The sequence below is a fragment of the uncultured Pontibacter sp. genome (assembly GCF_947492645.1).
Lineage (GTDB): Bacteria > Bacteroidota > Bacteroidia > Cytophagales > Hymenobacteraceae > Pontibacter.
In genome coordinates this window covers 230,775-242,775 of record NZ_CANLMZ010000006.1, presented here as the reverse complement: position 1 = coordinate 242,775, position 12,001 = coordinate 230,775, and the positions used below count along the sequence as shown (strand labels likewise).

Genomic DNA, 12,001 nt, shown 5'->3' with positions numbered 1-12,001 from the left:
GCAAAAACACACAAACTATGAGCATTAAAGACAACATTTTATACTTTGACGAACAGTTAAGAAACACGCCATGCCGCCTGGTAGCCGTTTCTAAAACGCACCCCGCTGAAACTATTAAAGAAGCGTACGATGCCGGACACCGGTTATTTGGCGAAAACAAAGTGCAGGAGCTTGTAGAAAAACGCGACCTGCTGCCCCACGACATTGCCTGGCACCTGATCGGGCACCTGCAGACAAACAAGGTAAAGCAAATTGCCCAGTTCATCGATACCATTCAGTCAGTAGACAGCCTGAAGCTGCTGGTAGAAATAAACAAACGCGCAGAGCAATTTAACCGCACCTTGCCAATAAAGTGCATGCTGCAGATTTCGATAGCCGATGAAGAAACAAAGTATGGCATGACGATGGAAGAAGCAGACGCTTTACTTCAATCGGAAGAGTACCGTTTGATGAAGTTCGTACAAATTACGGGCGTAATGGGCATAGCCACCAACACCGAAAACCAGGATAAACTGCGGGGCGAATTCCGTTACTTGCGCGAGTGCTATAGTCACCTTAAGGAGAAATTCTTTTTTACTAATAACGACTTCAAGGAAATCTCAATGGGCATGACTTCTGACTGGAAATTAGCAATAGCAGAAGGAAGCACCATGATTCGTGTGGGCAGCGGCATTTTTGGCAACAGAAACTATAAGCAGTAAGTATAAACAGCTGTTAAGCAAAGTATATATTTAGATTGAATGCGCCTACAGCTTACCTAATGTAAACGCAGGTAAACCGATGTACAAAATATTTTGCCTTTACAGTATACTGTTGCTGCTTTGCTTACCAACTAAAAGTATGGCCCAGGATGCAACCGACCAAAGTATAACCCGCTTACCTGCTTTTGATAAAGAAGGGCACAGAGGCGCGCGCGGCCTTGCCCCCGAAAATACCATACCCGCCATGCTAAAGGCGCTGGAGCTTGGCGTAACAACACTTGAGATGGATGCACACATCAGCAAAGATGGCCAGGTGCTCCTCTCCCACGACCCCTACTTTAACCGGCAGCACGAGCTGCTGCCCACCGGAGAAGAAATACCGACTGCCGATGCCAAAAAGCACATACTTTACCAACTAGACTATTCTGAAATCAGAAAATATGATATAGGCTCAAAGTACTACAAAAATTTTCCGGAGCAGGAGTTACAGAAGGCATACAAGCCCCTGTTAGAGGAGGTGATAGACACCACGCAGGCCTATTTGGCAGCACACAACCTGCCGCAGGTATTTTACAACATCGAAATAAAAACCAAGCCCTCCGGTGACGGCATTTACCACCCTGCCCCCGAGGAGTTTGTAGCTAAACTGATGGCTGTTATACTTGATAAAGGCATGGCCCCGTATGTTATAATTCAATCGTTTGATGTGCGCACGCTGCAGGTGCTTAAAAGGAACTACCCAGGCATCAAAACTTCGTTGCTTACTGAAAATCTGCAAAGCCTTGCTAAAAACCTTGAAACCCTTGGCTTTGCACCTGATATTTACAGCCCATACTATAAATTGGTAAATGCAGGCCTTTTAAAAGAGGCGCATGCCCGAAGTATAAAAGTGATACCCTGGACCGTAAATAACCTGCAGAAGATAAAGGAGCTGAAAGAGTTGGGAGTAGACGGTGTCATCACAGATTATCCTGATTTATTTAAGCAGCTGTAATTGAGCATATAGCACACCCAATTCGCTTTAAACAGATAAATAATCAAAAGCATATCTTTCTTAGGCGCTCAAAAGTATACACCTTTGTATCTATAATCATATAAAAAAGCAATAACATGACGCAAAGTGCAGCCGACATCGAAAAAAGCTACAAGACTTTTGTAAAAAAGATAGTAGACACAAACAAAGTATGGGGCCTGGCAAAGGACGACACATGGGCTACGTCCAGCTCTGCTGAGTTTGAAGATACCGAAGTTATCTTGTTCTGGTCTGATGAAGCCGGTGCAAAAGCATGTGCCGAAGACGATTGGGCTGAGTATAAACCTGAGTCTATTACGGTAGTTGAGTTTTTGGAGAACTGGTGCGTAGGCATGTACAGCGATGCTTTGCTTGTTGGTGCTAACTGGGCATCAGACCTTTCGGGCAAAGAAGTGGAGCCGCTGGAGGTTGCGCTGGAGGTAGTACAAGAGTTGAAAGCACAAAACAAAACGCTTGAATTTACGCAGTATGATAGCCAGCAGGAATTTGAGGAGCAGGTAATCGAGGCGTTGGAAGGCGAAGGAGAATAGCGCACCCGAAAGTACATGACACAAAAAGCAATATTATTGATAGCTAGTGCGCTCGGTGCACTTACCGTGGCCATTGGCGCTTTTGGGGCACACGCCCTTGCAAAAATGCTGGAAAGCACCGGCCGTGTAGCCACCTTCGAAACTGCGGTTAAGTACCAGATGTATCATACATTGGCGTTGCTTGCCGTAGGCTTACTGCTTTTCAGGGTAGAGCACCCGGCATTGCAAGTGGCAGCATGGTGTTTTTTCCTCGGTATACTTATTTTCTCAGGCTCGCTGTATGTACTTTGCGCTTCGGGTATAACCTGGCTGGGCGCAATTACTCCTATTGGCGGTACCCTGATGATTGTAGGATGGGGCGCACTGTTCTACGCAATTCTGAAGGCTTTGTAAAAAGTATAAACTACATAAAAGCAAAGGGCTTCCATAAAAGCAAAGGGCTTCCAGCATGCTGGAAGCCCTTTGCTTTTATGGAAAGATCAGTTAGAAGCTATTGCTTGGCACTAGCACTTGTTTTCTCTTTGATGTTAGTTACAATGTACACATACTTTACGCCATCGGCAGCGTTAGAGTGAATTGTAATTGGTTTCTTTTGCTGGCCTAATTTGCCTGCGCTGTTAAACTTGGCCACTACTGTACCAGTCTTGCCCGGCATAACTGGCTCTTTTGTCCAGGATGGGGTTGTGCAACCACAGGTTACGTCTACGCGCTCAATAACAAGCGGCTGGGTACCTGTGTTTTTAAACTTAAAGGTATGCTCTACCACATCACCTTGCACAATGTCGCCAAAGTTAAACTCGCTCTCCTCAAAAGATAGAGCTGGTCCGTTAACGGCTTGCTCTTGTGGAGCGGCAACTTTAGTTTTTGCTCTCTCCTGAGCCACAGCACCGCCTGCAACTAAAGCAGCAAATGCGAAAGAAAGAAGTATTTTTTTCATTTTATAAAGGGATAAGGTTATTGCGATAGCTATTATACTCTAATTGCATCTAAAACGATGCAAAATACATTTTTCTTTTGTCAGCTAACTAATAATTGTTGGTTAAAGTTCAGGAGGTAAAGTTCTTCCGATGATCTGGTAAGGGCTGTGTAGAGCCAACGGGCAAACTCTTCGTTTACCATATCGTCCTTCAAGAAACCCTGATCCACGAAAACTGCTTTCCATTGGCCCCCTTGCGCCTTGTGGCAGGTTAAGGCATAGGCAAACTTTACCAGCAGCGCATTTAAGTAAGGGTTCTTTTTCAGTTCTTTATAGCGTTCCTTCTTGTTCGGGATATCCATGTAGTCTTTCAGCACTTCTTCGTACAGTTTTTTATTCTGCTCTGCAGGCAAAGCGGGCGCATCGGTGTAAAGCGTGTCCAGCATAATCTTCACCTCCTCCTCCGGCGCATCCGGGTAGTCCACAAAGCGCACACGCACGTCTGCAAACCGAAAGCCATACATGTCTTCGTCGCGGATGATCTTGGTTACCTCCACAAAATCGCCATTGGCCATAAACCCGATATCAGAGTCTTTTGCAAGCCAGAAGTAATTGTTGCGCACGATCATGAGGTAATCACCGACTCCTATTTCTTCTTCGGCAAAGAATATTCGCCTGCGGATGTGCTGGTTGTACATGTTCGCCATCTTGTTTGACCTGCAGATGACAATGGTGCCCTCCACCCCAAACTTATCGTAGGCGTAACGCAAACCGTCTTCCAGCTTCTCGCCGGTCATCTGGTAAATGTCGCGCCAGCCTTTGGTAAACAGCTTTATCTCCAGTTTCTCCTGTTTCATGCGGTCGCGCAGCTGCGTGGCGTTCATCAGAATACCCGATGCTTCGGCCTGGCGCATCACTTGCTTTAGCTCCATCTCCTGCACATGGCACCTGAAATTGCTTTTCATGTACTCCATGTCAAGCGATGGGCTTAGGGTCTGGCCAACCGGCGGCAACTGGGCCGTATCACCGATAAGTAAAAGCTTGTTGTTCTTTTTGCAGAATACAAACTGCAGCAGGTCCTGCAATAAGCCATTCTCACCAAAGCCGCTTTCATCTGATATCATAGAGGCCTCGTCGATGATGTAAACGGTGTTATCGGCTTTATTAGGCATGCGGCTAAACGATAGTCCCTCTGAAAATGGATTGGCTGTTTGCCGGTATATCTTTTTATGAATTGTATGGGCAGGTTTGCCGCTGTAACTCGACATTACTTTGGCAGCGCGGCCCGTTGGAGCCAACAACACATACTTATACCCAAACTTATTCAGGATTTTAACCAATGAGGTTACAACCGTTGTTTTACCTGTACCGGCGTACCCTTTCAACAGGAAGACCTGGCGTTCCTGGTCTTTTGTAAGTATAAACTCATCCAGTTTTGTAAAAAGCTTCGCCTGGTCCTCGGTTGGCTCAAATGGAAAACTTGATCTTAAGGCTTCTACTGGACGCATTTTATATTTGTATCAATGTTTAATTCAGAATGATTGGGTAGCCGGACCGTTTGATTGCTTCTTAGCAGGTAACTATAATCAGCTTTTCTTGGGGCACTTCAGCCCAGAATAATTCATACTTACCACTCCGGCTACACAACAGAAAAAGCCTCTTATTAAATCCGTTTAAATAATTTAAAGTATGAGAAGCCAATGCGCCTGTGCGTTAAAACGCGGTAAGCTTTAACGCTCCGCCTCCTCTACCCTTCCCGAAATATCCTCTGGCGTAATGGTAGCCATACTTGTTGTAGCTTTGGCAATCAGCAGCGGTTCTGCATCACCTTTAACTACATATACCTCAGCCTCGCAAAAGTTAAGTTTACGCCCCTGCTTTAGCACATAACCCTTAGCCAGCAGTTTATCGCCAACCCCCGGGTGGAAGTATGAAACCTTGATTTCGGCAGTCACCACATGATGATCTTTGGGTACAAGGCTAACGGCTGCAAAGCCGGCCACAATGTCGGCGAGCGTAGCAATCAGGCCACCGTGGGCAAAACCTTTGTGTTGTTTGTGTATTTGTTCAAGTATAAGTTCGCCTTCTACCCTGCCAACTTCTATCTTTGTCACGTTAAAGCCCATGAGCTTCATAAAACCTTGTCGCTCCAGCTTTTCGCGTATGTCCTGTTCAAAATCAGGATTAAACGTTTGTATCATTCTGTAAATTTACGACCATTGCCCTTGGTTAACAAGCATGAGAGAACTAAATCCTAATGCTGCTGCCTACGCCGAAAAATTAAGAGTACGCGTATGTGGCATCTGCATAAAAAACGATAAACTGCTACTCGTACAGCATGACCATACTATCGGGAACAAGGCTTTATGGGCACCGCCGGGAGGTGGGCTGCATTACGGAGAAACCATGCAGCAATGCCTGAAACGAGAGGTGCTGGAAGAAACCGGCCTGCAGGTAGAAGTAAACCGTTTCCTGTTTATGAATGAGTTTCTGCAGCCCCCTTTGCATGCCCTTGAGTTCTTTTTTGAGGTAAGTATAACAGCCGGCGAACCTGTTACCGGTACAGACCCTGAGGCACCAGCAGACCAACAGCTTATTAAGCAGGTAAAATGGCTGCCTATAAAGGAAATACTGGCTATACCTTTACAAGACAAGCACAAGGTGCTGCAATACCTTATATCCCTGGACGACCTGCTGGGCCAGGACCATTATTTTATAACTGGTAAATAGCCTTGCTGGCAATTGCTATATTTTTTTTATACTTGCATAAGCAGTTAAGCCAACACACGGCGGCGCTTTATAAAACCATACTTTGAACGTAACAAGCATACACTTCCGGCTGTCCCATAAAATACAGGACGAGGCATTTTCGCTGACCCATGCGGCAACCTGCAATTTATACATTGCCGTAGGGCACAAATCTATACGCCTGGCTGTAGTTGACACCAACCGTAACAAATTTGTGGTGCTGGAGGATTATGAGTTACTTTCTGTTTTTACGCCGGTGCAGGTGGCAGAGCAACTACGCTTGATAGCTACTGAAAACCCGTTACTGCAGGAAAAAGGATGGAACATCATCAGGGCCTCTTTTAGCAACCTGCACTTTACCTTGGTACCCGAAACCTTATACGACCAGGAGCACCAGACGGATTACCTGCGGCTGCACAGCCAGTTTAACCCGCAGCACGATGTTGTTTTATCTTACCGCCATAGTGGCTTAGAGGCTATTAATATATTTGCAATTGATGTGGCCCTGCATGATGCCCTGCGGCAGGTGTTCCCGGACAGACCGGTACAGATGCTGCACCAGACCAGCGCGTTAATAAAAAGCACGCTGCACCAGGCCAACCGAATAACAGAACGCAAGCTATATGCCTTTGTTGAGCGCAACTATGTTACGGTAATTATAGTAAGCCAAAGCGGACTGGAGTTTTGCAATATATTCCATTACCTGAGCCCCGAAGACTTTATTTATTACATCATTTTTGTGATGCAGGAGCTAAAGCTGAACCCGGAGCAGGAAACCATTACCGTTTGGGGCGATATAACACACGACTCTACGTTGTTTACGACATTGCAGAAGTACATTCGCCACATTAAACTGGGCAAAAAACCTGCTGACGTAGCGTATAGTTATAAATTCCACGACCTGTTTGAGCATCGCTACTTTGAGTTGTACAGCATGCACTTGTGTGAGTGAATTGTTTTACCTCACTAGCAATTAGTGTATTCACTAATCTAACAAGTATAAAATCACTCCTTCACTCCACCACTCATTCAAATTTAATATGAAACGCATAGCCCTTTTTCCCGGATCTTTTGACCCTTTCACGAATGGCCATTACGATGTGGTGATGCGTGGCGCAAAATTGTTTGACGAGGTGATTGTGGCTATTGGCAATAACAGCAGCAAACAGCGCTACATACCCGTGGATAAGATGTTTGAGGTAATGACACGCCTGTTTGCAGACCAGCCAAACATAATTGTAGATACCTTTAAAGGGCTTACGGCAGAGTATGCCCGCGAAAAGGGGGCGCAGTTTCTGCTGCGCGGCTTACGAAATACCACCGATTTTGAGTATGAGAACACGATTGCACAGGCCAACAAGCACGTAAACCATGACCTGGAAAGTGTGTTTTTAATCACATCACCGCAACTTGCAGCGATCAGCTCCTCCATTATCCGCGAAATTCACCGGTTCGGAGGCAATGTAGATGAGTTTATACCTTTCCGGTTTTCAGAGATTGCAGATAGTGCTTCACTATAAAGGCAATGGAAGTATAGGCGTTAGGCAGCACTTCCTGCACCTCTTCTGGCGTCATCCAGCGCACTTCTTCGATAAACTCCTCGGCTTGTGGCTTCATCAGGCTGTCGTCTGTGCAGCTCATCAGAAACCAGCTGGTTTTCTTTAGTATTTTCTTGCCTTTAAAAGCATAGGAGTGCCAGGTTTTAGGCAGCTTCTCCAGTATTTCTACCTGAATGTTGCACTCTTCCTCCACCTCACGCAAGGCACCTGCCTTCACTTTCTCCTTCTTGTCCAGCTTTCCTTTCGGGAGGTCCCAAACACCCAGGCGGTACATCATCAGAATTTTACCGTCCTTTATAACCAATCCGCCGGCGGCCTTTACAATTTTAAACTGGTCTTTGAGGTGCTCTATCATCAGGCGCTTCTTTTTTTCGGGCACCAGCGTCAGCGATTTCAGCTTCTTCAGCCTCTTCACTTCCATCAGGCGCACCAGCCGGTCAATCAATGCAGCATCGGCTTCTTTAATAAGCACATCTCCTACCAGGTCTTTCGATGTAAAATGATCCGATGCCTTCAGAATAAGATCATACTCATGCTTATACACCTTTTCAGATGCTTTTTTCAGGACCAGGGGAATATCGTTAATAAAAACGTTCATGCAGTAGGATACGTCAGATGAATGCGAAATTTACACAAATAGATAAAAAAACCACGTTAATCAAAACCCGTCAAACAAAAAGGAAGAATATTTACGTAAATTCGACCCATGGATTCTACGAACACAGCACATCAGGTAGCCTCGTACTTACTAGAGACAGAGGCTGTAAAACTAAGGCCAGAGCAGCCGTTTAAGTGGAGCAGCGGCTGGAATTCGCCTATCTACTGCGACAACCGCGTCACGCTATCCTTCCCCTACATCCGCAGCTACATAAAGCAGGAGTTGGCTGAGCTAATCAAACAAAAATACCCCGATGCCGAGGCTATAGCCGGTGTTGCAACCGCTGGTATTGCGCAGGGTGCCCTGGTGGCAGAACTGCTGGAGATGCCTTTCCTGTACGTGCGCCCAGAGCCTAAAAAGCACGGCATGGGCAACCAGATAGAAGGCCGTTTGCTTGAGGGCCAAAAAGTGGTTTTGGTAGAAGATCTGATATCGACAGGCGGTAGTTCTTTAAAGGCAGCCGAGGCTGTAAAAGCTGCTGGTGCCGAGGTGGTAGGTATGGCCGCAATTTTTACCTATGGCTTTGCCCTGGCTGAAGATAACTTTAAAAATGCCGGTATACCGTTGCATTGCCTGAGCAACTACAAGGCCTTAACCGAGGCCGCGCTTGCCAATGGATACATTGCTGAGAGTGCCATGGATGCTTTGGCTGACTGGAGAAAGTCGCCGGAAACCTGGGGAAAATAGCAAGTATGCGTGGCTGGACAAGTTGTAAGCAATACCGTGTCCAACCACCCCAGCCCCTTTCTTACCAAAGGCGGTGAGTAGCGGCCGTTGCTTTCGCATAAGCTTATACTTTGTAGCAGCGGCCATTGCGCGGACAGGTCGCGACCTGTCCCTACGAGGGGGCGTTTTATTCCAATTACTACAATTTACAACACCAACCTCTTTGAAGAGCACCTGCTATTGTTGCGGTGCCTGCAGGGCAGCCGGAGCAGCGCGGAGGCAGTATTCAATAAACAACCCGATACCCAAAGCCAAGGCTTCCCGGCCTTGAGGGCACCAAAGCCAGAGTAAAAAGTATAGGCTTGTAAAACTCCGGACGAACAGGAACCAGATAAAACAGTATAAACAGCATTAAGTTATACGTTACGTTTATCGCGCGTAAACCTTAAACCAACAACAACTACAAGTATGAAAATAGGCCTCCTCTCCGACACCCACTCCTACCTCGACGAGCAGATCATCCGTTTACTATCCGACAGAGACGAGATATGGCATGCAGGCGATTTTGGAAGTATAGATGTATCAGACAGGTTGGCCGAAATTGCGCCGCTACAGGGTGTTTACGGAAATATTGACGATGCAATTATACGCCAGGTACACCCAAAAGTAAACCGCTTTACCCTAAATGGCCTTGATGTGATGATGACGCACATTGGCGGTTACCCTGGCAAGTACCACCCGGATGTGCGCCAAAGTATAAAAGAGAACCCGCCGCAACTGTATATAACGGGCCATTCGCATATACTAAAGATAATGCCTGACAAAAGCCTGAACAACCTGTTGCACATTAACCCGGGCGCGGCTGGCAAACACGGGTTCCATAAGGTGCGCACAATGGTAAGGTTTGATATTGAAGCGGGGCTGATCAAGAACCTGCAGGTAATAGAACTTGGCAACCGGGCATAAAAAAAGTGTGCCTGCTACTGCAAACACACTCTGAAGTCTTTCGAAAACCCGCCAACCGAAGCTTTCACAGCGTTGGCAGGCAGATGGTTTTACTTTGCCGTATAAAGACTACTCAGCTGAAGTTTCTTCAGTTGTTTCTTTCTTGTTTTTTGGCGCTTCACCGAACTGAGCTCTTAGCTCGTCCATATCAACGTTCTTGATAACTGGTGTTAACAACAGCTGCTTAATTCTGGCAACCTTGTTGTTTGCTCTCGCCTTATTCTTACGGTCTTTTCTTTTAAGTCTAGTAACTCCCATCGTTGCAAAATTTTAATTTGAAGGGCAAAAGTAAAATATTATTTTTACAAAGTAAAGAAATTTTCTGAATCAAATTGATATGACCCTAACTGACCTTCGTTCCGATACCGTTACAAAACCAACTCCCCAAATGTTGCAGGCCATGTTTGCAGCCCCTGTTGGAGATGATGTTTATGGCGAAGATCCAACGGTAAATGCCTTGGAAGAAAAAGCTGCAGCCATGTTCGGGATGGAGGCCGGCCTGTTCTGCCCTTCCGGCACCATGACGAATCAGATTGCCATTAAAGTGCACACACAACCGCTTACAGAGGTTATCTGCGATATTACCGCCCACATACACCAGTACGAAGGTGGCGGCATTGCCTTTAACTCCGGTGCCTCTACAGCGCTGGTACACGGCAACCGCGGCAAAATGACACCGGCTCAAATTGAGGCTAACATCCGCCCGCTGGATAACATCCATTTTCCGGAAACAAAGTTAGTTGCCCTTGAAAATACCTGCAACAAAGGCGGCGGCACTTTTTATACGTTAGACGAGATTGCAGCCATTTCAGAAGTATGCAAGCGCCACAGCCTGGCCCTGCACTTAGATGGCGCGCGTGTTTTCAATGCCCTTGTTGCATCCGGCGTTGACGCTAAGGCTTATGGTTTATACTTTGACAGCATTTCTATCTGCATCTCCAAAGGCTTGGGTGCACCGGTTGGCTCTGTATTATTGGGCAGTAAAGAATTCATCAAGAAGTCGCGCCGTGTACGCAAAGTGTTTGGCGGCGGTATGCGACAGGCGGGCTACCTGGCTGCTGCCTGTATTTATGCGCTAGATAACCACGTGGAGCGCCTCAAAGAAGATCAGGAAAAAGCAAAAGCCCTGGAAGAGGTGCTGCTGCAAACCGATTATGTAGAGAGCGTTTTACCCGTAGAAACGAATATCGTGATCTTTAAGCTGAACGAACAGTATACTGATGCTGCCTTTGTAGCAGCCTTACGCAAAGAAGGAATTCTGGCCGCCAGCTTCGGGCCGCAGATGATCCGCTTTGTAACGCACCTGGACGTGACAGCAGAAATGATGCAACATACTATTGAAGTGTTAAGGTCTTTGAGCAAGCAACAGGTAGAAGTATAGAATCAGGAAGTATACCTAAATCCATAGTTCCGTTTCGGGTGCGATGATAAAGAAACATCGTACCCGAAATAAAGGCCTTACGCTCTTAGCCTTACACCCATCCCTTGCTTAATTTTACCACTATAAAACTATGAGTTCTATCCCCCACTACCCTGCTTCCGAAGCAATGGCTGTTCTAGCCAAAGACCCCATCATGGCGGCCATCGTTGGCCAGGGACAACCGCTGCAATCTTCTAAATCAGAGGATTTATACTTTAAACTACTTAGCTCCATCGTTTCGCAGCAGTTAAGCACCAAGGTTGCTGCTACTATTTTCAGGAGGTTTACGGAGCTGTACCCCGAGCAATACCCGCACCCGCACCTGGTACTGGAAACACCCGATGAGGCACTCAGAAGCGCAGGACTTTCTTTTCAGAAGATCGGGTATATACGCAATGTAGCAGCCTTTGCTACTGACGGAAACCTGGATCACGCTACTATAGATGCTATGCCGGACGAGGAACTGATAAAGCACCTGACACAAATTAAGGGCGTTGGCCGCTGGACGGTAGAAATGCTGCTGATGTTTGCCCTTGAAAGACCTGATGTACTTCCTTTGGATGACCTCGGTATTCAAAATGCTATGAAACGACATTATGGCCTCGAAGAAACCGGCAAGGCGCTGAAAATCCGTATGCAGGAAATAGCAGAAGTATGGCGCCCTTACCGCACCATTGCCAGTAAATACCTGTGGCAGTCGCTGGATAACATGCCCAAGTAGCTTTTTTATACTTTATACTTTATCCAACTCCCCCTACCACTCCC

At 46.5% G+C, this 12,001-nt stretch carries 16 protein-coding genes; 11 read left to right on the top strand and 5 right to left on the bottom strand.

From position 1 onward, the window contains the following. The first annotated feature begins 17 nt into the window (after positions 1–17). From Q1A23_RS07630 to Q1A23_RS07615, 4 genes are all read left to right on the top strand, one after another. Entirely contained in the window at positions 18–701 is a 684-nt protein-coding gene (locus tag Q1A23_RS07630; RefSeq protein WP_299821672.1) for a YggS family pyridoxal phosphate-dependent enzyme, read from the top strand. A gap of 79 nt (positions 702–780) precedes the next feature. Next, positions 781–1,695, top strand: coding sequence for a glycerophosphodiester phosphodiesterase family protein (locus Q1A23_RS07625; RefSeq protein ID WP_299821671.1), 915 nt, complete (start codon positions 781–783; stop codon positions 1,693–1,695). A gap of 116 nt (positions 1,696–1,811) precedes the next feature. Further along, complete coding sequence (locus tag Q1A23_RS07620) at positions 1,812–2,264, top strand: DUF2750 domain-containing protein (protein ID WP_299821669.1); 453 nt, start codon at positions 1,812–1,814, stop codon at positions 2,262–2,264. A 15-nt stretch (positions 2,265–2,279) separates the two neighbouring features. Continuing rightward, positions 2,280–2,657, top strand: a complete 378-nt coding sequence (locus Q1A23_RS07615; protein WP_299821667.1) for a DUF423 domain-containing protein — start codon at positions 2,280–2,282, stop codon at positions 2,655–2,657. Between the two features lie 97 nt (positions 2,658–2,754). Here the strand turns inward: Q1A23_RS07615 and Q1A23_RS07610 are convergent, their stop codons facing one another. The 3 genes from Q1A23_RS07610 to Q1A23_RS07600 form a co-directional block, all read right to left on the bottom strand. Continuing rightward, complete coding sequence (locus Q1A23_RS07610) at positions 2,755–3,201, bottom strand: DUF1573 domain-containing protein (protein WP_299821665.1); 447 nt, start codon at positions 3,199–3,201, stop codon at positions 2,755–2,757. An 80-nt stretch (positions 3,202–3,281) separates the two neighbouring features. Next, entirely contained in the window at positions 3,282–4,688 is a 1,407-nt protein-coding gene (locus Q1A23_RS07605) for an AAA family ATPase (RefSeq protein ID WP_299821663.1), read from the bottom strand. 222 nt (positions 4,689–4,910) lie between these two features. Then, a complete protein-coding gene (locus Q1A23_RS07600; protein WP_299821661.1) occupies positions 4,911–5,381 on the bottom strand; it encodes a PaaI family thioesterase in 471 nt (156 codons plus the stop codon). 37 nt (positions 5,382–5,418) lie between these two features. On the opposite strand from Q1A23_RS07600, the gene Q1A23_RS07595 reads away from it, so the two are divergent. The 3 genes from Q1A23_RS07595 (at position 5,419) to coaD (ending at position 7,448) form a co-directional block, all read left to right on the top strand. Next, positions 5,419–5,910, top strand: a complete 492-nt coding sequence (locus Q1A23_RS07595) for an NUDIX hydrolase (RefSeq protein ID WP_299821659.1) — start codon at positions 5,419–5,421, stop codon at positions 5,908–5,910. An 82-nt stretch (positions 5,911–5,992) separates the two neighbouring features. Beyond that, a complete protein-coding gene (locus Q1A23_RS07590; RefSeq protein ID WP_299821658.1) occupies positions 5,993–6,880 on the top strand; it encodes a DUF3822 family protein in 888 nt (295 codons plus the stop codon). Between the two features lie 88 nt (positions 6,881–6,968). Beyond that, positions 6,969–7,448 carry a pantetheine-phosphate adenylyltransferase gene (gene coaD / locus Q1A23_RS07585; protein ID WP_299821656.1) on the top strand — a complete coding sequence of 160 codons (480 nt, stop codon included), beginning with the start codon at positions 6,969–6,971 and terminating at the stop codon, positions 7,446–7,448. On the opposite strand, the gene Q1A23_RS07580 is transcribed toward coaD, so the two are convergent. Then, a complete protein-coding gene (locus tag Q1A23_RS07580; protein WP_299821654.1) occupies positions 7,402–8,085 on the bottom strand; it encodes an NUDIX domain-containing protein in 684 nt (227 codons plus the stop codon). The two genes, coaD and Q1A23_RS07580, sit on opposite strands and share 47 nt — an antisense overlap. Positions 8,086–8,193: 108 nt before the next feature. On the opposite strand from Q1A23_RS07580, the gene pyrE reads away from it, so the two are divergent. Together pyrE and Q1A23_RS07570 are read left to right on the top strand one after the other, a co-directional pair. Beyond that, positions 8,194–8,832: an orotate phosphoribosyltransferase gene (pyrE, locus tag Q1A23_RS07575; RefSeq protein ID WP_299821651.1), complete on the top strand. Its 639-nt coding sequence runs from the start codon at positions 8,194–8,196 to the stop codon at positions 8,830–8,832. Positions 8,833–9,279: 447 nt separating this feature from the next. Beyond that, a complete protein-coding gene (locus tag Q1A23_RS07570; protein WP_299821649.1) occupies positions 9,280–9,777 on the top strand; it encodes a metallophosphoesterase family protein in 498 nt (165 codons plus the stop codon). A 108-nt stretch (positions 9,778–9,885) separates the two neighbouring features. On the opposite strand, the gene Q1A23_RS07565 is transcribed toward Q1A23_RS07570, so the two are convergent. Then, positions 9,886–10,074, bottom strand: coding sequence for a hypothetical protein (locus Q1A23_RS07565; protein ID WP_187065478.1), 189 nt, complete (start codon positions 10,072–10,074; stop codon positions 9,886–9,888). A 79-nt stretch (positions 10,075–10,153) separates the two neighbouring features. On the opposite strand from Q1A23_RS07565, the gene Q1A23_RS07560 reads away from it, so the two are divergent. Together Q1A23_RS07560 and Q1A23_RS07555 are read left to right on the top strand one after the other, a co-directional pair. Next, positions 10,154–11,197 (top strand): GntG family PLP-dependent aldolase, encoded by a 1,044-nt coding sequence (locus Q1A23_RS07560; protein ID WP_299821647.1) that lies wholly within the window; start codon positions 10,154–10,156, stop codon positions 11,195–11,197. A gap of 130 nt (positions 11,198–11,327) precedes the next feature. Further along, positions 11,328–11,957 (top strand): DNA-3-methyladenine glycosylase, encoded by a 630-nt coding sequence (locus Q1A23_RS07555; protein WP_299821645.1) that lies wholly within the window; start codon positions 11,328–11,330, stop codon positions 11,955–11,957. Positions 11,958–12,001 lie beyond the last annotated feature (44 nt).

Bases quoted from the DNA above. Each gene is read 5' to 3' on its own strand.
- Q1A23_RS07630 (WP_299821672.1), top strand. From the start codon at position 18: ATGAGCATTAAAGACAACATTTTATACTTTGACGAACAGTTAAGAAAC.
- Q1A23_RS07625 (WP_299821671.1), top strand. From the start codon at position 781: ATGTACAAAATATTTTGCCTTTACAGTATACTGTTGCTGCTTTGCTTA.
- Q1A23_RS07620 (WP_299821669.1), top strand. From the start codon at position 1,812: ATGACGCAAAGTGCAGCCGACATCGAAAAAAGCTACAAGACTTTTGTA.
- Q1A23_RS07615 (WP_299821667.1), top strand. From the start codon at position 2,280: ATGACACAAAAAGCAATATTATTGATAGCTAGTGCGCTCGGTGCACTT.
- Q1A23_RS07610 (WP_299821665.1), bottom strand. From the start codon at position 3,201: ATGAAAAAAATACTTCTTTCTTTCGCATTTGCTGCTTTAGTTGCAGGC.
- Q1A23_RS07605 (WP_299821663.1), bottom strand. From the start codon at position 4,688: ATGCGTCCAGTAGAAGCCTTAAGATCAAGTTTTCCATTTGAGCCAACC.
- Q1A23_RS07600 (WP_299821661.1), bottom strand. From the start codon at position 5,381: ATGATACAAACGTTTAATCCTGATTTTGAACAGGACATACGCGAAAAG.
- Q1A23_RS07595 (WP_299821659.1), top strand. From the start codon at position 5,419: ATGAGAGAACTAAATCCTAATGCTGCTGCCTACGCCGAAAAATTAAGA.
- coaD (WP_299821656.1), top strand. From the start codon at position 6,969: ATGAAACGCATAGCCCTTTTTCCCGGATCTTTTGACCCTTTCACGAAT.
- Q1A23_RS07580 (WP_299821654.1), bottom strand. From the start codon at position 8,085: ATGAACGTTTTTATTAACGATATTCCCCTGGTCCTGAAAAAAGCATCT.
- pyrE (WP_299821651.1), top strand. From the start codon at position 8,194: ATGGATTCTACGAACACAGCACATCAGGTAGCCTCGTACTTACTAGAG.
- Q1A23_RS07570 (WP_299821649.1), top strand. From the start codon at position 9,280: ATGAAAATAGGCCTCCTCTCCGACACCCACTCCTACCTCGACGAGCAG.
- Q1A23_RS07565 (WP_187065478.1), bottom strand. From the start codon at position 10,074: ATGGGAGTTACTAGACTTAAAAGAAAAGACCGTAAGAATAAGGCGAGA.
- Q1A23_RS07560 (WP_299821647.1), top strand. From the start codon at position 10,154: ATGACCCTAACTGACCTTCGTTCCGATACCGTTACAAAACCAACTCCC.
- Q1A23_RS07555 (WP_299821645.1), top strand. From the start codon at position 11,328: ATGAGTTCTATCCCCCACTACCCTGCTTCCGAAGCAATGGCTGTTCTA.